This is a genomic window from Pseudomonas costantinii, assembly GCF_001870435.1.
Lineage (GTDB): Bacteria > Pseudomonadota > Gammaproteobacteria > Pseudomonadales > Pseudomonadaceae > Aquipseudomonas > Aquipseudomonas costantinii.
The window spans coordinates 21,598-43,025 of the sequence record NZ_MDDR01000016.1; the positions used below are offsets into that span (position 1 = coordinate 21,598).

The 21,428-nt window shown below is 52.1% G+C and carries 20 protein-coding genes; 18 read left to right on the top strand and 2 right to left on the bottom strand.

The genetic code is table 11. The features are described from left to right. Nucleotides 1–9 precede the first annotated feature (9 nt). Both BFL40_RS08495 and BFL40_RS08500 read right to left on the bottom strand, forming a co-directional pair. Entirely contained in the window at nt 10–1,026 is a 1,017-nt protein-coding gene (locus BFL40_RS08495; protein WP_071483543.1) for an MraY family glycosyltransferase, read from the bottom strand. A gap of 38 nt (nt 1,027–1,064) precedes the next feature. Next, complete coding sequence (locus BFL40_RS08500; protein WP_071483788.1) at nt 1,065–2,030, bottom strand: UDP-glucose 4-epimerase family protein; 966 nt, start codon at nt 2,028–2,030, stop codon at nt 1,065–1,067. 976 nt (nt 2,031–3,006) lie between these two features. On the opposite strand from BFL40_RS08500, the gene rfbF reads away from it, so the two are divergent. The 18 genes from rfbF to BFL40_RS08585 all read left to right on the top strand — a co-directional run bounded on the left by rfbF (nt 3,007) and on the right by BFL40_RS08585 (nt 21,371). Then, nucleotides 3,007–3,777, top strand: a complete 771-nt coding sequence (gene rfbF / locus BFL40_RS08505) for a glucose-1-phosphate cytidylyltransferase (protein ID WP_071483544.1) — start codon at nt 3,007–3,009, stop codon at nt 3,775–3,777. Continuing rightward, a complete protein-coding gene (rfbG, locus tag BFL40_RS08510; protein ID WP_174555585.1) occupies nt 3,774–4,853 on the top strand; it encodes a CDP-glucose 4,6-dehydratase in 1,080 nt (359 codons plus the stop codon). The genes rfbF and rfbG overlap by 4 nt, the downstream gene beginning before the upstream one ends. Continuing rightward, nucleotides 4,850–5,401 carry a dTDP-4-dehydrorhamnose 3,5-epimerase gene (gene rfbC, locus BFL40_RS08515; protein ID WP_071483546.1) on the top strand — a complete coding sequence of 184 codons (552 nt, stop codon included), beginning with the start codon at nt 4,850–4,852 and terminating at the stop codon, nt 5,399–5,401. The genes rfbG and rfbC overlap by 4 nt, the downstream gene beginning before the upstream one ends. Further along, nucleotides 5,398–6,624, top strand: a complete 1,227-nt coding sequence (locus tag BFL40_RS08520; protein ID WP_071483547.1) for a class I SAM-dependent methyltransferase — start codon at nt 5,398–5,400, stop codon at nt 6,622–6,624. Before rfbC ends, BFL40_RS08520 begins: the two co-directional genes overlap by 4 nt. Continuing rightward, nucleotides 6,621–7,496 (top strand): NAD-dependent epimerase/dehydratase family protein, encoded by an 876-nt coding sequence (locus tag BFL40_RS08525; RefSeq protein ID WP_071483548.1) that lies wholly within the window; start codon nt 6,621–6,623, stop codon nt 7,494–7,496. Before BFL40_RS08520 ends, BFL40_RS08525 begins: the two co-directional genes overlap by 4 nt. Then, the gene (locus BFL40_RS08530; RefSeq protein WP_235864733.1) at nt 7,462–8,139 is read left to right on the top strand and encodes an LbetaH domain-containing protein; all 678 of its coding nucleotides are present in this window, start codon (nt 7,462–7,464) and stop codon (nt 8,137–8,139) included. The genes BFL40_RS08525 and BFL40_RS08530 overlap by 35 nt, the downstream gene beginning before the upstream one ends. Nucleotides 8,140–8,191: 52 nt before the next feature. Beyond that, entirely contained in the window at nt 8,192–9,691 is a 1,500-nt protein-coding gene (locus BFL40_RS08535; RefSeq protein WP_071483549.1) for an oligosaccharide flippase family protein, read from the top strand. After that, nucleotides 9,673–10,911: a glycosyltransferase family 2 protein gene (locus tag BFL40_RS08540; RefSeq protein WP_074851700.1), complete on the top strand. Its 1,239-nt coding sequence runs from the start codon at nt 9,673–9,675 to the stop codon at nt 10,909–10,911. The genes BFL40_RS08535 and BFL40_RS08540 overlap by 19 nt, the downstream gene beginning before the upstream one ends. 1 nt (nt 10,912) lies before the next feature. Beyond that, entirely contained in the window at nt 10,913–12,013 is a 1,101-nt protein-coding gene (locus BFL40_RS08545; protein WP_071483551.1) for a glycosyltransferase family 4 protein, read from the top strand. A gap of 4 nt (nt 12,014–12,017) precedes the next feature. Further along, nucleotides 12,018–12,977, top strand: a complete 960-nt coding sequence (locus tag BFL40_RS08550) for a GDP-mannose 4,6-dehydratase (RefSeq protein WP_071483552.1) — start codon at nt 12,018–12,020, stop codon at nt 12,975–12,977. A gap of 31 nt (nt 12,978–13,008) precedes the next feature. Next, nucleotides 13,009–14,133 (top strand): GDP-mannose 4,6-dehydratase, encoded by a 1,125-nt coding sequence (gmd, locus tag BFL40_RS08555; protein ID WP_071483553.1) that lies wholly within the window; start codon nt 13,009–13,011, stop codon nt 14,131–14,133. 1 nt (nt 14,134) lies between these two features. Further along, nucleotides 14,135–15,112, top strand: a complete 978-nt coding sequence (gene fcl, locus BFL40_RS08560; protein ID WP_071483554.1) for a GDP-L-fucose synthase — start codon at nt 14,135–14,137, stop codon at nt 15,110–15,112. A 124-nt stretch (nt 15,113–15,236) separates the two neighbouring features. Continuing rightward, on the top strand, nt 15,237–15,728 hold the full coding sequence (locus BFL40_RS34430) for a DapH/DapD/GlmU-related protein (protein ID WP_074851698.1): 492 nt from the start codon (nt 15,237–15,239) through the stop codon (nt 15,726–15,728). A 227-nt stretch (nt 15,729–15,955) separates the two neighbouring features. Beyond that, a complete protein-coding gene (locus BFL40_RS08565; RefSeq protein ID WP_159440224.1) occupies nt 15,956–16,909 on the top strand; it encodes a glycosyltransferase in 954 nt (317 codons plus the stop codon). Next, complete coding sequence (locus BFL40_RS08570) at nt 16,906–18,060, top strand: glycosyltransferase family 4 protein (RefSeq protein ID WP_071483556.1); 1,155 nt, start codon at nt 16,906–16,908, stop codon at nt 18,058–18,060. Before BFL40_RS08565 ends, BFL40_RS08570 begins: the two co-directional genes overlap by 4 nt. Before the next feature lie 8 nt (nt 18,061–18,068). After that, nucleotides 18,069–19,193 (top strand): glycosyltransferase, encoded by a 1,125-nt coding sequence (locus BFL40_RS08575; protein WP_071483557.1) that lies wholly within the window; start codon nt 18,069–18,071, stop codon nt 19,191–19,193. Next, nucleotides 19,194–20,603 (top strand): mannose-1-phosphate guanylyltransferase/mannose-6-phosphate isomerase, encoded by a 1,410-nt coding sequence (locus BFL40_RS08580; RefSeq protein ID WP_071483558.1) that lies wholly within the window; start codon nt 19,194–19,196, stop codon nt 20,601–20,603. A gap of 9 nt (nt 20,604–20,612) precedes the next feature. Continuing rightward, nucleotides 20,613–21,371, top strand: coding sequence for a glycosyltransferase family 2 protein (locus BFL40_RS08585; protein ID WP_071483559.1), 759 nt, complete (start codon nt 20,613–20,615; stop codon nt 21,369–21,371). Nucleotides 21,372–21,428 lie beyond the last annotated feature (57 nt).

A 21,428-nucleotide genomic window follows, 5' to 3' on the forward strand; every position in this document is an offset into this window, starting at 1 on the left:
AAAATCCCATCATGTTTCCAGTTCCCCCGCTTTGTACTTCATCGCTAGAACCATTAACGGCGCATACGCAATAACCAGCCCAAGCAAACCGTTCAGACCTAATACACCTACACCAATGGCGATGGGCGTCAACCAAAATAGATTGATCGCCAAGACCGACAGCGTCACCGGCAAATGCCCACCCACTTTACGAGACGCAAACTGATAGGCATGACTGCGATGGGCTTCATAGACTTTGTCACCTCGCATCAGCCGTCGGCTCAACGTAAATGTCGCATCAACAATAAAAACGCCTAAGAGAATCAACCACACCCACAGCAAATTTGCGTCCTGCCATGCCGCCGCCAGGGAAAGCCCGCCGAGGATAAGCCCCAGAAAACCGCTACCCGCATCCCCCATGAATATTCTCGCCGCAGGGAAGTTCCAATAGAGGAAACCAAGGACCGCCATACTCAAGAGCAGTGGCGCCCAGATGAGCGCTTGATATCCACCCCACCAGTAGACCAGGCAAGCGCCAAGGCATGCGCACATCGCCTCGACACTTGCCAAACCATCAATACCGTCCATGAAATTATAAAGGTTGAGCATCCACACCAGATAAAAAACAGCGAGGATATGACCTACCCACCCAAAATCAACGATCAGGCCCGGCAAGCTGATCGCAGGCAGGCCACCCAACCAGACCAGTACCCAGACTGCAGCACCGAAGTGCCCCAGCAAACGCCACCGGGCGGCGATGTGACCATGATCATCAAGAAACCCCAGTAGCGCGACCGCGGCCCCTGCGCCCATAAGTGCCCAGATGACCGCGTGGGGCACCTCGTCACTGACGAACAATATCGGCAGTACCACCAGAAAGCTCACAACAATTGCGACCCCGCCGCCCCTTGGTGTCGGAACCGTGTGGGAACTGCGCGCGTTAGGTACATCAATCAAGCTTCGGGCCAGCGCATAGCGTCGCAATAACCAGGTCAACAGAAATGCAAGGGCTGCGACGACGGGCGCAAGCCACAGTAAGTGGTTCATCAACAACTCCAATTCCGACTCCTATTTAAACGAACCAACTACTTCAACTTTCCCTGAAAATGTTCAGCAGTCTTGCGTAAGGCAGCAGCTACCGTGGAAGGGGGAGTCCATCCCAGGAGGTCACGCGTTTTTTTGATATCAACCTGTAAAGATCCACACAGGCGCTGGCCGATTCCTTTACGTCCGATCAGCAGCAGGCAACAGCGCAATAGAACCTCCGGCACAGGAATCAGCCGCGCCGGCTTGTCTAACGCCACCCCGATACGATTCAACAGTTCAGTGGTCGACATATCGTCGTCGTCACTCACCAGGAATATCTGGTTGGCGGCAGCAGGATGGTGAAGGCACGTCACAATCAGATCAACCAAATTGTCCAGCGCCACCAAACTGCGCTGGCTATGAATCGCTCCCAATGGCAGGGCAATGCCTTTGCTCAGCCATACCATCATGCTGCGAAAATTTGCCTTGACGCCCGGCCCATACACCAGGACAGGACGAATAATAACAACCTCCATACCGGTCCTTTGTGCCAGCAACCGAAGCTGCTGCTCAGCCTCCATCTTGGAAATACCGTATGGACAGGATGGCGTGGGAAGGTCATCGGCCTTATAGGCTTCACCTGGTCGAGTGCCCTCCCCGTTGACCTTGATTGAACTGATAAAAATGAAGCGCTTTACACCCGCCCGTGCGGCTTGCTCCGCCAGCCTCAAAGTACCCTCGACATTAACCTTGCGATATTCTGCCAGCGGATCGCTCGTGCGATCAGACATCACGTGAACGCGTGCAGCGCAGTGGACAAGCACATCAACTCCGGTAAGAGGAAGACTTTCTCCTACAAGGTAGTTTTCGCCTACACGCACCAGAACAGCGGCAGCTGGTAGCACTACTCCATCGCGGCGAACAAGAGCTGACACCTGACAATCTTCAGTTTTAACTAGTCGCTCCACTAGTGCCGCCCCAACAAAGCCACTTGCTCCAGTCACGAAGATTTTTTTCTTATGGATCAATCCGCACTCTCCAGCCGCCTGTACACATAGAAATAGTGTTCCATAACCTTTTCAATAGCGAACGAATACACAGCCAGGTTGCCTCCTGGCCCCCATCCTCCGGCCACACCGTATCAGGCGCGCATCTGCCATCTCAACATCCAACAGCCTTCGTGTGGATCAGCCATCCTCGCTGGATTATCAGAATTGGCGCCTTCAATCGACCGAAACCATCACATCCAACAGTTTCAACACCCGCCTTTCACAAAATAGACGAGCAACCAACCAGACAAGTACGCCCCCCCCCAGGCCGTTCATTATTTTGGCAGCACCGGTCGGAATGGAACAGCGCAACGTAAGGCCTACGAATAATGGAGGGCTGCTTGTATTGACTATCACGAGGACGACAGGCTCGAGCGTCCGCCTCCTACCCAACCACTTATCACCAACCCAAGCAGCCAAGTAGCGGGCAGTAACTAACAGTTTGAAGACATATTTTCGGCTCCAAATTCGGGAAATACTCACCTGTCCCAAAATCTTGGCAATTGGCCCCAAGGTAGGATTGTAGCGGCCGAAGAACAGACGATGCCTCGGGAGTGATCACGTCCATACGCGCTGATGCAACTCTGTGAAGCGATGCGCCAACCTGGTGCCTGGCAGCGCAAGGTTTTAGGACTAACGCACCAACCGGCGCGGCACCACTGATTAGCCTGCCGATCGCTTAAGCTTGGAACACTGACCTAGGAATCTCACATCGTCATGCAAAACATACTTGCGTGGTGCCTTGTTCAGAGGTGCTGCGCACTAAGTCAGCTGAACTTTTTACATGTAAATTCAATAACCTGTACGAAATCAAGGACTATTTAATGCATCAAGGCCATGTTAAAGTCCATCAGTCTGCAAATCCATCTGCAGCCCACGTGTATTATAGGCCATTTCCGTAACCATCAGATCGATTGGGCGGTTTTCATAGGCGTTAACAGGTAAGGTTCCCATGAAGGCGGTAATTTTGGCGGGCGGACTCGGCACGCGTATCTCTGAAGAGTCTCATCTGCGCCCCAAACCGATGATCGAGATAGGCGGCAAGCCGATTCTCTGGCATATCATGAAAATCTACTCCTATCACGGAATCAACGATTTCGTGATTTGCTGTGGTTACAAGGGATATGTCATCAAGGAGTATTTCGCCAACTATTTTCTGCACATGTCAGACGTCACCTTCGACATGTCAAATAACACCATGGAAGTTCATCAACGCTACGTCGAGCCTTGGCGAGTGACACTGGTCAATACCGGTGAAGAAACCATGACCGGTGGGCGCCTCAAGCGCGTTCGAGATCATCTGGGTAATGAACCATTCTGCTTTACCTATGGTGATGGTGTCGCCGACGTAAATATCCGTCAATTGATCGACTTCCATCAGGCACATGGCAAGCTCGCGACTGTCACAGCTATCCAGCCGCCTGGTCGTTATGGCGCGTTGGACATACACGGCAATCAGGTTGGCAGCTTCCAGGAAAAGCCAGCCGGCGACGGCGCCTGGATCAACGGCGGATATTTTGTCCTTGACCCAAAAGTAATTGATTACATTGATGGCGATCAGTCCATCTGGGAGGCCGAGCCACTTATGAGCCTTGCGCGTGAGGGAAACCTCATGTCCTATGAGCATCGCGGTTTCTGGCAGGCTATGGATACGCTTCGCGACAAAAATCATCTCGAGGATCTTTGGGCCAAAGGTAATCCGCCTTGGAAACACTGGGCATGAAGCAGTTCGGTGATGTTTATCGAGGTCGCAGAGTCCTTCTCACCGGGCACACAGGATTCAAGGGCAGTTGGCTGGCAACCTGGCTTGCTGAGCTCGGAGCGGAGGTTACCGGTCTGGGGCTGAACCCTGAAAGCTCACCAGATCACTGGAGCCTGTTAAGCACCCCCTCGGTTGACCTGCGCGCTGATATCCGCGACAACGCGCGCGTGAGGGCAGCCTTCGATCAGTCACAGCCAGAAATCGTCTTCCATTTAGCCGCCCAGGCCCTGGTCCGCCGCTCATATCGTGAGCCTCTGGAAAGCTGGTCGACCAATGTGATGGGCACTGCCAATATCCTGGAGGCTTGCCGCCTGACGCCCAGTGTACGAGCAGTAGTAGTGATTACTACGGACAAGGTCTACGCCAACAGTGAGTGGCCTTGGGGCTATCGCGAAAACGATCCCCTCGGCGGGCATGACCCCTATAGCGCCTCCAAAGCGGCCAGTGAGCTGCTCGTTGATAGTTACCGGAAGTCTTTCTGGCAGGGTGCCGATACACCATTGATCGCTTCGGCACGTGCCGGAAACGTAATTGGCGGAGGCGATTGGTCTGAAGATCGCCTGGTACCCGACTTGGTAAGGTCGGTAGCTGCAGGCAGATCCCTGGAGATTCGCTCTCCTCAGTCCACTCGCCCCTGGCAACACGTACTCGAATGTTTATCTGGGTACCTGTTACTGGGCCAGCACCTTCTGAAAGCCGACAAAACCATGGCTGCGGCCTGGAATTTTGGCCCGGCGGCGCAAGATAACCGTACGGTTGCTCAGGTGCTTTCCAGCCTACAGGCGTACTGGCCGGATCTTGCTTGGCATACTACTGCCGCTCCACAGCCACATGAAGCCAACCTGCTGTACCTAGATTGTGCCCAAGCTAGAAGCCGATTGAATTGGCAACCGGTATGGAGCCTGGAACAGGGTTTAAAGATGACCGCGGATTGGTATCGTCATCAAGCCTCAAGTGGGCAGGCAATTACACTTGAGCAGTTAGCTCTATATGTCGATGCCGCCTCCCGTGCTGGCTGCATCTGGACTCAGACATGAATATCGTAAATACGACCATTGCCGGAGCCGTAGTAATAGAGACAAAGCCTTTTCAGGACCATCGCGGTGCATTCAGTCGACTATTCTGCGAAAGAGAGCTCTCGCAAGTGATTGGCCCGCAAGGAATAGTCCAGATCAACCACTCCCGGACGACCACCAGAGGTGCAGTTCGCGGCTTGCATTTCCAACATGCCCCACATGCGGAAATGAAGCTTGTTCGCTGCCTCAAAGGGCGCGTATGGGACGTAGTCGTTGATTTGCGCGCTAACTCTGAGACGTTTCTGAAGTGGCACGCCGAAGAGCTGAGCCCCGAAAACGGCCGCATGCTGGTGATTCCTCAAGGCTGTGCTCATGGTTTTCAGGTACTGGAGACGGAGAGCGAACTACTTTATCTGCACACTGCGTTTTACGAACCCGGCGCCGAGGGTGCGGTACGCCATGACGACCCTCGGCTGGCAATTATTTGGCCGCTTCCAGTTACCGATCTTTCAGAGCGCGACAAGAATCATGCGCTGCTTTCCACCGAATTCGCCGGACTTCATGTATGAACTGTCGCCACTGCTGCAAGCCCCTGCAACACAACTTTCTTGATTTGGGGTTTGCCCCCCCTTCTAATGCTTACCTGACCGAATCAGAGCTAAGTGCGCCGGAAATCTATTTCCCGCTCAAGTTGAAAGTGTGTGACAACTGCTGGCTTGTCCAGACCGAGGATTACGCTCAGGCTGAGCTGTTTTTTTCCAAAGACTATGCCTACTTCTCCTCCACATCGACGAGTTGGCTGACGCATGCGGCAGTTTATTCGAAAGATATGATCAAGCGCCTGGCCCTGGGGACGGAGAGCTTCGTTATTGAGGTCGCCTCGAATGACGGCTATCTGCTGAAGAACTTTGTGGCGGCCGACATCCCTTGCCTGGGTGTCGAGCCTACCGCGAGTACAGCAGCAGCGGCAGAAAAGCTTGGCATTCCGGTAGTACGCGAGTTCTTTGGTCAAGCGCTGGGGAACCGACTAGCGGAAGAGGGACGCCAAGCCGATCTCATTGCCGGCAACAATGTCTTCGCCCATGTTCCGAACATCAACGATTTTACCTTGGGACTTAAAGCAGCTCTAAAGTCGGGCGGAACTATTACGCTCGAATTCCCACATCTAAAGCAAATGATTGAACACACACAGTTCGATACGGTGTATCACGAGCACTTTTCCTATCTTTCACTCTATACGGTAACGCAAATTTTCGCGGCCGCAGGCCTTCGGGTTTTTGATGTTGAAGAGCTACCGACACACGGCGGGAGCCTCAGAGTTTTTGGTTGCCATGAGTTCGACAGCCGCCAAGACAGTCCGAATGTCGAGTGTGTGCTGGCGGATGAACTACGATTTGGCCTTAAAGATCTCGACACGTACCACGAGTTTCAGCAGCGCGCCGACGAAGTCAAAAACGGCCTGGTCAGTTTTCTGATCGAACAGAAGCGTGCGGGAAAGCAAGTAGTCGCCTATGGAGCCGCCGCTAAAGGCAACACACTACTGAACTACGCAGGTGTCAAACCTGACCTACTTAGTTATGTGTGTGATGCAGCACCCTCAAAACAAGGCAAATTTTTACCCGGCAGCCACCTCCCGATTTATGCGCCGCAAAAGTTGGCGCAGACCAACCCTGATATCGTGATTGTCCTACCCTGGAATATCGCTAAAGAAGTACTGGAGCAAAATCGCGCTCTTCAAGAAAACGGTACTACCTTTGTCGTGGCAGTACCGGTAATGCGGAGCTTATTGTGAAGGTACTCGTCACCGGCGCCAGCGGTTTTATTGGGCGCCATGTCGTAGCTCGCCTGCTTGAACGTGGTCATACCGTAACGGCAGTGGCTAGAAACGCTAAACGTACCCTGCCCCTGAACTGGCCGGATACCGTGCGATTTCTAGCCTGTGATATTCACGACCCGCTACTGGATGTAGCGGTTTTTGGTGAAATAGATGCGGTAATTCACCTCGCGTGGCCTGGGCTGCCGAATTACAAAGCGCTGTTCCATTTTGAGCAAACACTCCCGGCAGACTATCGGTTCCTGAAAGCCCTGGTAGCCAGGGGTTACAAGCATCTATTGATTACCGGCACCTGCTTCGAGTACGGCATGCAGGCCGGAAGCCTTGACGAAACAATGCCGACCGCCCCCGACAATGCCTATGCGCTGGCCAAAGACACGCTGCGTCGTAACTTGCAGGCATTACTAGCCGAGTTTTCTTTTACCTTACAGTGGGCACGGTTATTTTATACATATGGTGAAGGGCAAAACCCAGGAAGCCTTCTCGCCCTGCTAGACCGCGCATTACTGGCGGGCGATGCAGAGTTCCCTATGTCGCAGGGTGAGCAATTAAGAGACTACTTACCCGTCGAAACCGTCGCCCAGCACCTCGTCTCGCTGCTTGAGCACTCTGAGAGTGAGGGCATCTTCAACATATGCAACGGAACGCCGATTTCCGTCAGGCGTTTAGTTGAAGAGCATGTGACTAAAAAAGGTGGATCAATCAAGCTGAGGCTGGGGCATTACCCCTACTCCCCCCTTGAACCACTTGCATTTTGGGGCTCGCCAGGAAAACTGGAGCGGTTACTGGAGCTTGATGCTGGAAGCGAAACAGAACATGAACCTCACTAATTTTAGTCGCCGCGAATTAATTAACTATACTGCCGGGCAACTGAGTGCTTTTTTCCCTGACGAAAAAAACGCCCCCATAAAAAAGGTTCTAGAGCAGCACATTGATGAAGCCTTAAGCCGGTTGAGAGTCTGTGTAAATGCCGTAAAAACCTGGGAGAGAGATACATTCAACTACTTGCACTCCTCCCAATATTGCACCTATTTGTATTTCCTGGCCAATACAATCTGGCGCAACACACAAGAAATCGATATTGCCACAAAGCTATTTTTGCTTAATAAGACATTAAACGGCATCGATATGTTTTATGAGATAAAAATGCCAGATATTTTTTTCATCGGGCACTCAACGGGCATCGTATTGGCAAAAGCAGACTACAGCAATTACTTCGTCATCTATCAAAATTCGACCGTTGGCAAGAATCATGGTATTGCCCCCACCCTCGGCGAGGGGGTAATCATGTACCCGAACTCTGCAATTATAGGCAGAAGCGCTATCAGCCCGCGCTCAATCATCGCCCAAGGGGTAAGTGTCGTAAACAATGACACTCCAGGGAACTGCATAGCCTTCAGTGGTATTGGCGGAACACTCGTGTGTAAACCGCAGAAGCGAAATATTATCGAAGACTTTTTTCGATTTGATTGACTTTTCGAATGCATCGATATTTTTCTAGCGGATGCATTGAGGGTTCAGGTGTATGAGCAGTTTGTTTAAAAATATATCAGCAAATTTTATCGGGCAAGGCTGGATTGCCCTGATGGGTATATGCTTTGTTCCTTTATACCTTAAGTTCATTGGTGTTGAGGGTTACGGATTAGTAGGCTTTTTTGTTGTCCTCTCGTCCGCAATGGCCATGTTTGATGGTGGCTTCGGTGCGGTCGCCACAAGAGAAGCTTCGGTTTATGAAAATGCGTCAGAAGCAGACAAGCCCAAAATAATATTACTCCTGAAGAGCATCGAATGGGTTTTTTGGAGCGTCGCAATAGTTGTCGGTTTCACGGTCGTTCTGTTGGCACCTTTAATTTCCAATCACTGGCTCGCTGTCCATCCGGAGAAAATTGATTCGGTAACTCAATCGTTGAGAATAATGGGCGTTGCACTGCTCATGCAGTTCCCTATTGCATTTTATTATGGAAGCCTGATTGGCCTTCAAAAACAAGTTACGCTAAACATTGTCAGCTCGACGTTTGCGACGATTAGATCGCTGGGCGCCGTGCTGGTACTGTGGCTTATTTCCCCAACGGTCGAATGGTTCTTTATTTGGCAGTGCGTAATTAGTCTCGCCACCGTACTGACACTACGCTTAAAGTTGATCGAGGGGATGCCAGGTTGGAGAGAAGCCAAGAGGTTTTCTACTGATGCACTTCGACGCCTTGGCGGTTTCGCCGCGGGCGTAGGAATCACCAACGTACTCGCATTTTTACTGATGCAAATTGATAAAATCATTTTATCAAAAGTTCTACCACTCAAAGACTTTGGGTATTACATGCTCGCCTGGACGGTAGGGACGATCGCGTTTCGATTGATATCTCCCGTATTCAATGCCTACTACCCAAAAATAGTTTCACTTGTCGCCGCCCAAAGAACAGCCGAAACATTCCAAATGCATGTTAGATCCAGCCAAGTACTATCGATGCTGGTAATCCCCGTTTCTGTATGGATTGCGCTCTACAGCGAAAAATTGCTGTTGTTATGGACGAGGGATGAAAGTATTGCCGTCGCGGCTAGCACCCCGCTGATGGTTTTAGCTCTCGGAACCATGACCCACTCCTTTATGCATATGCCGTACGCACTGCAGCTAGCGCATGGATGGACTCGATTCAGTGTTTGGCAAAATGCGACAGCGGCAATTTTTATGGTACCACTGACATATTATCTGGCAACTCACTATGGACTGAGTGGCGGTGCTTGGCCTTGGTTGATTTTGAACCTAGGGTATGTCGCACTATGTTCGCCCATCATTTTTTTCAAGCTAAAAATAAAGCCAGCAAGAACGTGGTATGCCGAAGCAATTTTCATACCCGCGACAATTGCTACATGCTCATTACTTGCAATGAACGTGCTGTTTGAGCTTTTGAATTTCAGCAACATTTTCACAATGATGTTTTCTCTTGGAGCCACCTATATCTTTGTTGCTCTTCGCTTATTTGTTTTTCGCTTTGACCTTCGGAGGCTCCAGTGGAGAAATACACTGTAATTATACCGGTTCGCGACAGCGCCGAGACAATACGACACACACTTGAAACGTGCATTCGACAAGCCTATGAAAATTTTGAAATTCTCGTCAGTGACAATTTCAGCTCTGATAATACGCGCGCAATTGTAGAGTCCACAAACGACCGCAGGGTAAGATACATAAATACCGGTCGCCGCGTCAGCATGTCTGAAAACTTCGACTTTGCATTATCACACGTCAAAGATGGCTATATAATGTTTATCGGTGGCGATGATGGCTTGATGCCTGGCGCCATCGATTATGTGAACGACATTGTCACCCGCACGGGAGTAAAAGCGGTCTCTGGTCGCTGGTCTCATTATATCTGGCCAAACTTCCCAGACGAGGAGCTACGCGGCAGCATTAAAGTCTGCGGTTTTGGTCACAACACTCACCTCAAGGGCGGCGTTGAACTGAGAACCCCGGAGACGTGGCTCCGCAAAACACTAAAATTCGAAACTCAATATATTTACGAACTTGCCAACCTATATTATGGCTTTGTTCATAGAAGTATCATCGACAAATCAGTTAAAGACGGTATCTACTTCAGATCCATCACGCCCGATGCCTATGCCGCATTTGCGACGACACTGAATCTGGACAGCTATGCATTCTCCTATCGACCGTTTTGTATTTGTGGCGCCTCCGGAAGAAGTAATGGTGCGTCGGCATTCCATGAAAAATCGAAAGCCGATGAGTCCCAAAAATTCTCCGCCGAAAACACTCTTCCCATCCATAAAAATATTGTTTACTGCCCCTCCCTGGAAGTTATTATTTCCGAGGCGTTCTCCCAATTTTCAGATGCTTTCCCAGAGAAATGCACAGGGCTACGCATTGACTACGAATTAATGCTAAAAAATGCACTCGCGAGTACAAATGACAAAACAAGGGAAGAAGTACTAAGGGCCGTTGAGTTGATGGCGACACGTCACAATATACCCCCCCTCCCTCATCATCTGCCGCAGAAGGTAGGGCTGCTGTCAAAAATAAAAAAAATGATCCCCCACCTTAACGCGCTGATGTCAGGTCGTAAGCGTTATATTGGCATTAAAAAGTCTACCGATATCCACGTAAATGATATTAGCGAGGCCAGTACTATCCTGGGGCTTTTTATTGAAATAAACAGTGAAGTTAAATTTGAGACAGTGCAAACGCAATTTCTGAACCGACTGCAATCTTATTTCTCACGGGTCGGAAAGTAAAATGCGCATTGCTTTTGATCACCAGATATTCTGCCTACAAAGCTACGGCGGCATTTCTCGCTATTTTTCTCGTATTGCCGAGCAGATGGCCATCACCGGCAACGAGGTGGGCATTTTTTCGCCGCTTCACCGAAACTTTTATCTAAAGGACCTGCCCGAGGGCATTGTCCACGGCCGTAGGGCCGAAAAGTATCCACCTCGCACGACAAGGCTGGCACTGATCTACAACCATCTGCTAGGTCAACAAACGATGCGTGGCTGGCAACCTCAAGTTGCACATGAAACCTATTTTTCACGCTTCAGTGCCGCCCCCAAAGGCTGCCCGGTCGTCTTGACGGTCTACGATATGATTCATGAGTTGTTCCCCGAGAACTTCTCGTCTCGGGATCAAACGACACGGTTAAAACGGCGAGCTGTTGAACGGGCCGACCACGTTATCTGCATTTCGGAGAGCACACGACAAGATCTCATGACGCTGTTTGGCGTGCCTGAGGAAAAACTTTCTGTTGTTCATCTCGGATTCGAGCAATTCAAGCCTGCCTCGCAAGAGCGAACCGCCCCCACCCTCAAGCCTTATTTGCTGTATGTCGGAAGCCGGCATGGCTATAAGAACTTCTCCGGCCTGCTTGACGCTGTATCGCAATCAAAACGCTTAAAAGCCGACTTCGATATTGTTGCCTTCGGAGGCGGAGCCTTTTCGGCAAGCGAGTTGGAACAAGTGCAACGGCTTGGCTTTCTTACCGGCCAGGTACGTCAAGTGGGTGGTGGTGACGCCGTGCTCGGCCAGCTTTATGAAGGTGCCAGAGCCTTCGTCTACCCCTCCCTCTACGAGGGCTTCGGCCTTCCCCCCCTGGAGGCCATGGCCCACGCCTGCCCCGTCATCAGCAGTGGTACCAGCTCAATGCCCGAGGTGATTGGCGACGCCGGGGTGCTGTTCGACCCCCTCAGTAACGACGAAATGGCCCGGGCGATAGAAAGAGTGGTTTACTCTGACGATGAAATCGCGAGATTGGTAAGACGCGGTCATGAGCGACTGAACCATTTCTCATGGCAACGCTGCACCCAGGAAACACTCTCGATCTACCAGTCCTTACAAAGGTAATGTTTTGGAATATTCAGAAAAAACAGCCCTGATTTGTGGCGTGAGTGGTCAGGATGGCGCCTATCTGGCGAAGCTCCTGCTCGATAAGGGCTACTCCGTCTGGGGAACCTCGCGAGATGCCCAAGGTTCTTCATTTGCCAATCTGAAGCGACTGGACATTGCTTCGAAAGTAAAACTCTTGTCGATGGTGCCGGAAGACTTTCGCAGCGTGTTCATGGCGCTCAAGCGCAGCCAACCTGACGAAGTATATTTTTTGGCTGGCCAGTCGTCTGTTGGGCTGTCATTCGAGCAACCAGCCGAAACAATTCAAAGTATCACCCTCGGGACACTGAACATGCTCGAGGCGTGCCGGATGACCGAGCGGCCAATTCGCTTTTATCAAGCGGGATCCAGCGAGTGTTTTGGTGACACTAATGGCGAGCCGGCATCGGAAAATACAACGTTTCATCCCCGTAGCCCTTATGCAGTGGCCAAATCCTCCGCTTTCTGGCTGGTCGATAATTATCGCGAGGCTTATAATCTTTTCGCGTGTACCGGCATATTGTTCAATCACGAATCCGAATTACGCCCTTCCAGGTTTGTTACACAAAAAATTGTAACTACAGCCAAACGTATTGCTGCGGGTTCAGGCGAGCGGTTGACGCTTGGGCGACTGGACATTGCACGAGACTGGGGAGCCGCCTCGGAGTACGTCGATGCCATGTGGCGAATGCTGCAGTGCGATGAGCCGAGCGACTTCGTGATTGCTACCGGCCAGACCCACACGCTGGAAGCTTTCGTAGCAGAAACATTTACACAATTAGGCCTCGATTGGACAGCTTACGTGGATCAATCGAAAGAGTTCTATCGGCCCACCGATCTGTTGGTCAGTCGTGCGGACCCGGCCAAGGCAGAACGCGTTCTGGGATGGAAAGCCCAGTCAACGATGCCCGATGTCATTAGCTGCATGCTTAACGCGATTTAACTACATATTCAAAGAATTCTAGGACGTAGACATGACCCTGAAAAAAGCGCTGATTACCGGGATCACCGGCCAGGACGGCTCCTATTTGGCTGAGCTGTTGTTGGAAAAAGGCTATGAGGTCCACGGTATCAAGCGGCGTGCATCGTCCTTCAACACCCAACGTGTCGATCACATCTACCAAGACCCGCATGTTGATAATCAACGCTTCATCCTGCATTACGGGGACCTGTCCGACTCGTCGAACCTGACCCGCATCATTCAGGAAGTTCAGCCCGACGAAGTCTATAACTTGGGCGCTCAGTCCCACGTAGCCGTCAGCTTCGAGTCACCGGAATACACCGCAGACGTGGATGCCATGGGCACCCTGCGCATTCTCGAGGCCATCCGCCTGCTCGGGCTTGAGAAAAAAACCCGCTTCTACCAGGCTTCGACCTCTGAACTTTACGGCCTGGTGCAAGAAACGCCTCAAAAAGAAACCACGCCGTTTTACCCGCGCTCACCGTATGCGGTGGCAAAGCTCTATGCCTACTGGATCGTGGTTAATTATCGCGAAGCCTATGGCATGCATGCCTGCAACGGCATCCTCTTCAACCACGAGTCGCCACGCCGCGGCGAAACATTCGTGACCCGCAAGATCACACGCGGCCTGGCAAACATCGCCCAGGGCCTTGAACAGTGCCTCTACATGGGCAATATGGATGCACTGCGCGACTGGGGCCATGCCAAGGACTACGTCCGCATGCAGTGGATGATGCTGCAACAGGACGTCCCTGAAGACTTCGTTATCGCAACTGGCGTGCAATATTCCGTGCGCGATTTCATTCGCTGGTCTGCTGCCGAACTCGGTCTGACCCTGCGTTTTGAAGGCACCGGCGTGGACGAGCACGGCATCATTGAATCCATTACCGGCGACAAGGCCCCGGCCCTCAAGGTGGGAGATACCCTGGTTCGTGTCGACCCACGCTACTTCCGCCCAGCGGAAGTTGAAACTTTGCTGGGTGATCCAACCAAAGCAAAAACCAAGCTGGGTTGGGTACCGGAAATCACCGCCCAGGAAATGTGCGCAGAAATGGTTCGCGAAGACCTGAAGGTCGCCCAGCGCCATGCGCTGTTGAAGAACCATGGTTATGATTTGCCGGTGTCGCTGGAGAACTAGGATGTCACGTCAGTTGAACGAGTGTGTTTTTGTTGCCGGCCACAAGGGGATGGTCGGCTCGGCCATTGTGCGACGCCTGAAAACCTTGGGTTACACGAACATTGTTACCCGCGACAGGACTCAATTGAATCTGCTCGATCAGCGTTCGGTAGCGACGTTTTTTGCCGAGCACAAGATTGAACAGGTCTACATGGCGGCCGCCAAAGTAGGTGGTATTCATGCCAATAACACCTACCCGGCAGAGTTCATCTACGAAAACCTGATGATGCAAGCGAACCTCATCCATGCTGCGCACCAAAACGATGTGCAGAAGATGCTGTTTCTAGGGTCGTCTTGCATTTACCCCATCAAGGTACAACAGCCGATGGCTGAAGAAGCCTTGCTGACAGGTGTGCTCGAACCAACTAATGAGCCTTACGCAATTGCGAAGATCGCCGGGATCAAGCTTTGTGAGAGCTACAACCGTCAGTATGGCCGTGATTATCGTAGTGCCATGCCCACCAATCTGTATGGCCCGAATGACAACTTCCATCCGGAAAACTCCCACGTCATTCCGGCTCTGCTGCGTCGTTTCCACGACGCAGTCGAGCAGGGTGTAGAAGAAGTCGTTATCTGGGGCAGCGGAGCACCAATGCGCGAGTTCCTGCATGTCGATGATATGGCCAGTGCATCGGTTCATATCATGGAGCTGGATCAAGAACAGTATGGTGCCAATACCCAGCCTATGCTCTCTCACATCAACGTGGGAACCGGTGAAGATTGCACCATCCGCGAGCTGGCTCAAACCATTGCCAAAGTCACTGGTTTCAAGGGGCGCCTGGGCTTTGATGCAAGCAAACCGGACGGGCCACCGAGAAAGCTGATGGACGTTTCGCGCCTGGAACAACTAGGGTGGTGCGCAACGATCAGCCTCGAAGACGGGCTGCGCGACGCTTATGCATGGTTCTCTGAGAATGCCTTGCACGCGCGTTCGCGCTAACTGCAAGGTGCATGGCCCCGTGAGGGCCATCCCCCCTCTATCGGGCAATCATCGAGTTTTTCTCTTCTGCAGGAAGCAACCTCATCCCGCCGGGGCATTCCCGGTTGAGGCTTAGTCGGTACTTATGATCAGACACCTAATCAACATTATTCTATCGCTCCTCCCACCTTCTCGACTTTTTGCTGTCAGGGCGGCGCTTTTGCGATTTGCGGGAGTCGAGATACACCCGGATGTAAAGTTTTGTGGGCGCGGATGGATCTATGGTCGAGGCCGCCTAGTGATCGGCGAGGGAACCTGGCTTAGTCCAGGTAACATCTTTAACACTCATCAAGAAGCTGACATTCAAATCGGCTCCCGCTGCGATTTGGGGCCCGGCATAGAATTTATCGTCGGCAGTCACGAAATCGGTCCAGGCGAGCGGCGAGCAGGTAAAGGTACAGCGCGCCCCATCCGGATAGGTAATGGCTGCTGGATTGGTGCCAAAAGTGTGATCCTAGGAGGAGTGACCATTGGTGATGGCGCCATAGTCGCCGCCGGTGCGGTGGTGACTCGCGACGTTCCGCCCCATACGCTGGTCGCAGGTGTCCCAGCCCTCGCAAAGAGACAACTACCATGAGGCGGCCTTTAGTCCTGGTGGTCTGTAACGCACTGGATGACAAGACCCGACTTGAAAGGGGAATTGTCAGTGACAGCCCGGCGGCCTCTCGCAAGGTGCTCATGCTATGTCAGGCACTGCGCGAAGCGGGCGCACGCCCCTGCATCCTGAGTCTTGGGCGAGGGCGAGCTAACGGATCCTTCACCTATTTCCCCCGCACTGTCAGGCGAGTGGCCGGAGTGCCGGTCGTGTATGCACCTTTTTCACATGTACGCTATTTTTCCCAGCTTCTCTCATTGTTCTTTCTGGTCGGAACATTGCTTCGTCTATCGTCCAGTCAACAGAAGGCGGTTATTTTCTATAACCGCATGAGCGCTTATTTACCTTTGCTGTTGACGGCGTCTATCACGGGGTACAAACGATTCCTTGACCTTGAGGATGGTGAAGTTGCAGACCGAAACAGCCGCTCGCTCAAGGCTCTGCTCGGCCGTTCGATTACCTGGCTGTATGACCGCCTGTGCCCGGATGGGGCTTTGTTGGCGTGCAGCGCGTTGGCGAACATGACAGCCATACGCCCTGTGCATTGTTACTACGGCTCAACCTCTGGAAAGACATTCGAGGTGAAGTCGCACACCAATCCCCGGTCAATTCTGATGGCAGGAACACTCAATGCCGACACGGGGGCTGACCTGCTGATTGAAACGGTACGCCTGCTCCGCCAAGAGAGCGGTGATTGGGCGCGAAACCTGCAATTCGAAGTGACCGGTAAAGGCGAGGCACTCGAAGCGCTCCAGGTACTGGCAAATGAAGCCGGAGCGCCAAAAATAACGGTACATGGGCGCACCACTGATGCCCAGTACGCAGAAGTGCTCAGTCGGTGTAGCGTTGGACTGGCACTGAAGCCGGTGGGTGGACCTCTGGCTGACACGACCTTTCCCTCTAAGGTCATCGAGTTTAGCGAAGCTGGCCTGTTGGTCATCAGCACGGATATCAGCGATGTACGAGCAGTATTGGGTTCAGGTGCCATGTACCTGACGAGCAATGATTCAAGAGAGCTCGCAGACCTGTTCCAGAAAATTGTCGAAGATCCTGAAGAAAGCTTGGCCTGCGCCAGACAAGGCCAACAATCCGTGGTTGCTCGATGCGCCCCACAGCTGGCTGGCCAGGCGGTGTTCGGCTTTATTAATGGTGAACAGCCATGACGGAGCCGTCATTGTTCATTACTTGGCAACCCGTACTGACAGATCATCAGGCGTTTACCTACGAAGCATTGTCTCAGCAGGCCAAAACTCCGGTCATGGCTTATGTTTTTGCGATGGAGGACACCACCCGTCGCGCCCAGGGATGGCAGGACACCCAAGTCAAGTCGATAGAACGCAAACTCATACCGGAGCGCGGTGGGTTTACGTATTGCTACAAAAAAATGCGCGAGCATCGCCATGAAGTGCATTTTTTCGGGAGCGCATTTCAGAACTTGAAAATGCTCTACTGCCTGTTATTAGCAATTATATTTCGTGTTGAGTTTTACATTATCTCCGAGCCATATTCGCCAATAGCCCAAGGTTACTTCGGCGATAACTCCTTAACGCTTGAAAGGCTAAAAGCAATGTTGCGACCTTGCCTTTACAAGATTTACATGACTCTACTCAAGCGGCAGATGGCGGGGGTGTTTTCAATTTCCTCGAAAGCTGTCATGCAGTACTCAGATTCGGGCGTCACAAAAAGTAAGCTATTCCCTTTCGGCTATTTTGTGCCCTCTATTGAAAGTAGCCTTTCAGGCTCACAAGAAAAAGATGAACACACCGACTCCTTGAGAATTATTTTTGTAGGGGCACTGATTGCGCGAAAAGGCCTCGACCTGCTGATAGAGGCTGTCACCCGCTCAACAGCGCCTGTAATCCTTGATGTCTATGGGCCAGGCGATCCATCCTCGTTCGGCTTTGATGATCACAAGATCCGTTATCGAGGAATCATCCCGTTCGGTAGTACGCAAAAAATCGTCTCCACTTATGATCTTCTCGTCTTACCCAGTCGCTATGACGGTTGGGGGGTGGTGGTGAATGAAGCACTGTGCGCCGGTGTTCCGGTGATCTGCAGTAACCAAGTCGGCGCTCGAGTGCTGGTCGAGAAATTTGGCGCAGGAGCGGTCTTCGACTCCAATGATCCAGACGCGCTTGAACATATGATCAATACGTTGCACTTCTCACCCAAGCGCCTAGTTTCCATGCGCGCCGCCACGCCTCCTACCGCTGCTGCCATCCAGCCGGGTGTCGCAGCCGCTTACATGTTGGCGGTTCTACGCGCAAAACCTGAGGACAAGGCCGCCGTTATCTCTCCTTGGTACCAGGAATAATCATCACTATGAGTCAAAACTCTGTCCGCCTGCACCTGACTAACATTGCCGGAATGGGAGCGGTGCAGTTGCTCAAGTCATTGCTACCCGCACTGGAGCAGAGCAAGCGCGTGCGTATTGTCGAAGCCTATTTACCAGACAGCGGAGATTTGTCGACGTACCAGAGCGAAGACAAGTCGATAAAAATGTCTCGCTATCGACGCCACCTACCCAACGCCCTGTCACGCTTGGTGGAGTGTCTTTTTCTGGGAGGGCGCTTTAGCGGGGAGCTCCCGCTGCTAGTGATGGGGGACCTGCCTATTCGATGCAAGACCAGACAAACAGTTTTCGTCCAAACCCCCCATCTTCTGCGTCCGGCAAGGTTCTCCTGGCGTATTGCAGGCCTGAAGTCGGCACTGCTCAGATGGGTGTTTCGCTCTAATATTCAATACGCACACGCGTTTATCGTGCAAACGACATTAATGCGTGACGCCCTAATTGAGTCATACCCCTCATTGCAGTCGCGCGTGCATGTTGTGCCGCAACCCGTTCCCGCCTGGTTGCTAAACTCCGGACTTCAGCGTACGGCACGTGCCGAAACCGCGAGCGAGTTTTTGCATTTGATCTACCCTGCGGCCGGATACCCTCACAAGAATCACAAGTTGTTGGCCGCTATCGATGATGGCGATGTGACACAATGGCCCATTGCCAGCCTTGATATCACCCTAGACGAGAACAGCAATCCTGCCCCCGATATCCCATGGTTGCGTTGCCAGGGCGTCTTTTCCTCTCAACAAATGCTGGACGCCTACAATCGAGTGGATGCGCTGCTGTTCCTCTCGACACATGAAAGCTACGGATTTCCACTGGTGGAGGCGATGTTTACAGGCTTACCGATCATTTGCCCGGACCTACCTTATGCGCGAGTGCTGTGTGGCGAAGGGGCGATATACTTTCACGTAGACAACGCCGACTCGCTGAAAAACGCCGTAAACGAACTGCACAGGAGACTCTCAGCCGGCTATTGGCCCGACTGGAGTGAACAGTTGAAAGCGATCCCCAGAGACTGGGAAACCGTCGCGACGAACATGCTGGACATCGCCGCTCAGCCAATCGCTGGCGCGACCAACAAATTGAATGCAAGGGAAGATTAAATGTTGATTCCGGTAATTATGGCCGGCGGCTCCGGCTCTCGCCTTTGGCCGCTTTCGCGTCAGCTCAACCCCAAGCAGTTCCTCTGCCTGGCTGACAGCGATTTGTCCATGTTGCAGGCTACGATCAAGCGTCTGGACGGTCTTGATATCGCCGTTCCGCGCTTGATCTGTAATGAAGAACATCGATTTCTGGCAGCCGAGCAACTTCGGCGCCTGGGACTGGAAACTGCCAATATCCTTCTGGAACCAGTAGGCCGTAATACCGCACCAGCTGTGGCGCTTGCAGCTTTACAGGCCTGCGCCGATGAGCAGGACCCATTGCTGCTGGTGTTGGCAGCGGATCACCTGATCCAGGACGCTACCGCATTCCAGGACTGCATTCGGCAAGCGTTACCCCTAGCCCTTGCCGGCAAGCTGGTCACCTTCGGCATTGTTGCGACTCAGCCAGAGACCGGTTATGGCTATATCGAAAAAGGTGAGAGTGTCGACGCCGGTGGCTTCCGGGTGGCTCGCTTTGTAGAGAAACCGAATGAAGAAACAGCTCGCACCTACCTCTCCAGCGGGAATTATCTTTGGAACAGCGGCATGTTCATGTTTCGCGCAAGCCGCTACCTGGAAGAGTTGGAAAAGTTTCGCCCGGACATTCTCTCCGCTTGCCGCAGCGCCATCGCCGCTGGCACACAGGACATGCACTTTACCCGGGTTGGTAAAGAGGCTTTTGCAGACTGTCCGGCAGAGTCGATTGACTATGCCGTGATGGAGCAAACCGCCGATGCAGTGGTAGTACCGCTCGATGCAGGCTGGAGCGATATCGGTTCCTGGGCGGCACTGTGGGAAGTAGGTAGCAAGGATATGCACGGCAACGTGTGCCAGGGCGACGTATTGATCGAGCAGACAAACAATACCTTCGTACACTCTCACAGTCGCCTGGTCAGCACTGTAGGTGTTGACGACTTGGTAATCGTGGAAACCAAGGATGCGGTCTTGGTAGCCCATAAAAGCCAAGTGCAGAACGTGAAGAAAATCGTTGACCGGCTAAAGAGTGAAGGCCGCTGCGAGTCACTGGATCATCGCGAAGTCTACCGGCCTTGGGGCATGTATGACTCGATTGATAATGGCAGTCGCTACCAAGTGAAACGTATCAGCGTTAATCCTGGCGCAAGACTGTCATTGCAAATGCATCACCACCGAGCCGAACACTGGATCGTTGTGAGTGGGACTGCGAGAGTCACCAACGGTGAGAAAACTTACCTGGTCACTGAAAACCAATCCACGTATATCCCCATCGGCCAGGTCCACACTCTGGAGAATCCCGGGGTTATTCCACTGGAACTGATTGAAGTGCAGTCCGGATCCTATCTGGGCGAAGACGATATCGTACGTTTTGAAGACCTGTACGGTCGTGCATAAGAGGTTATCTTGAAGTTATCAATTATTACCGTCTGCTATAACAGCGCGAGCACGATTAGAGACACGATAGAGTCCGTTTTCTCACAAGACTACGGCGACATAGAATACATTCTGGTGGATGGTGGGTCTAAAGACGGAACCCAGGAGATTATCAAATCTTATGGTGATCGCATCAGCCACTTTGTCAGCGAGCCGGACAAGGGAATCTATGACGCAATGAATAAAGGTGTAGCCCTGGCTACAGGTGATGTCATTGGTATTCTGAACTCCGACGACTTCTATGAAAGCTCCAACAGCATTTCTTCTGTGGTGAAAGCATTTGAACGCCGCCCGGAAAGTGATGCGATATTCGGTGACGTTGTTTTTGTCAACGCGCCTGACTTGCAAAAAGTGACACGCTTTTATCGAGGCAATCGGTTCATTCCGTGGAAATTGCGCTTTGGATGGATGCCACCTCACCCGGCAACATTCATTCGAAAATCGGCCTATCAAAAAGTTGGATCGTACGCCCTGAAGTACAAAATTTCCGCTGATTACGAGTTTTTTATCAGGTTTTTTTTGGTTCATCGCCTCAAATACGCGTACATCAATAAGGTGCTGGTACGTATGCGATCAGGAGGCGCCAGCACGGCGGGACTAAAGAGTAGTCTGAAACTGAATCTGGAGATTGTGGACGCTTGCCGCACACATGGCATCTATACCAACATCCCCATGCTCTTACTCAAATTTCCGTTCAAACTTTACGAGTTGCGCAAATACCCTAAATAAAGCCAAGTGAACTGATTTTGTCAGCAGCGCTTAGCTTAAATAGCTCAACTCGCCCGA

What these genes read in the sequence shown, in the direction of transcription:
- BFL40_RS08580 (WP_071483558.1), top strand. Translation starts at nt 19,194, where the DNA reads ATGTTGATTCCGGTAATTATGGCCGGCGGCTCCGGCTCTCGCCTTTGG.
- rfbF (WP_071483544.1), top strand. Translation starts at nt 3,007, where the DNA reads ATGAAGGCGGTAATTTTGGCGGGCGGACTCGGCACGCGTATCTCTGAA.
- BFL40_RS08535 (WP_071483549.1), top strand. Translation starts at nt 8,192, where the DNA reads ATGAGCAGTTTGTTTAAAAATATATCAGCAAATTTTATCGGGCAAGGC.
- rfbG (WP_174555585.1), top strand. Translation starts at nt 3,774, where the DNA reads ATGAAGCAGTTCGGTGATGTTTATCGAGGTCGCAGAGTCCTTCTCACC.
- BFL40_RS34430 (WP_074851698.1), top strand. Translation starts at nt 15,237, where the DNA reads ATGATCAGACACCTAATCAACATTATTCTATCGCTCCTCCCACCTTCT.
- BFL40_RS08530 (WP_235864733.1), top strand. Translation starts at nt 7,462, where the DNA reads ATGCTGGAAGCGAAACAGAACATGAACCTCACTAATTTTAGTCGCCGC.
- BFL40_RS08575 (WP_071483557.1), top strand. Translation starts at nt 18,069, where the DNA reads ATGAGTCAAAACTCTGTCCGCCTGCACCTGACTAACATTGCCGGAATG.
- BFL40_RS08520 (WP_071483547.1), top strand. Translation starts at nt 5,398, where the DNA reads ATGAACTGTCGCCACTGCTGCAAGCCCCTGCAACACAACTTTCTTGAT.
- gmd (WP_071483553.1), top strand. Translation starts at nt 13,009, where the DNA reads ATGACCCTGAAAAAAGCGCTGATTACCGGGATCACCGGCCAGGACGGC.
- BFL40_RS08545 (WP_071483551.1), top strand. Translation starts at nt 10,913, where the DNA reads ATGCGCATTGCTTTTGATCACCAGATATTCTGCCTACAAAGCTACGGC.
- BFL40_RS08570 (WP_071483556.1), top strand. Translation starts at nt 16,906, where the DNA reads ATGACGGAGCCGTCATTGTTCATTACTTGGCAACCCGTACTGACAGAT.
- BFL40_RS08495 (WP_071483543.1), bottom strand. Translation starts at nt 1,026, where the DNA reads ATGAACCACTTACTGTGGCTTGCGCCCGTCGTCGCAGCCCTTGCATTT.
- fcl (WP_071483554.1), top strand. Translation starts at nt 14,135, where the DNA reads ATGTCACGTCAGTTGAACGAGTGTGTTTTTGTTGCCGGCCACAAGGGG.
- rfbC (WP_071483546.1), top strand. Translation starts at nt 4,850, where the DNA reads ATGAATATCGTAAATACGACCATTGCCGGAGCCGTAGTAATAGAGACA.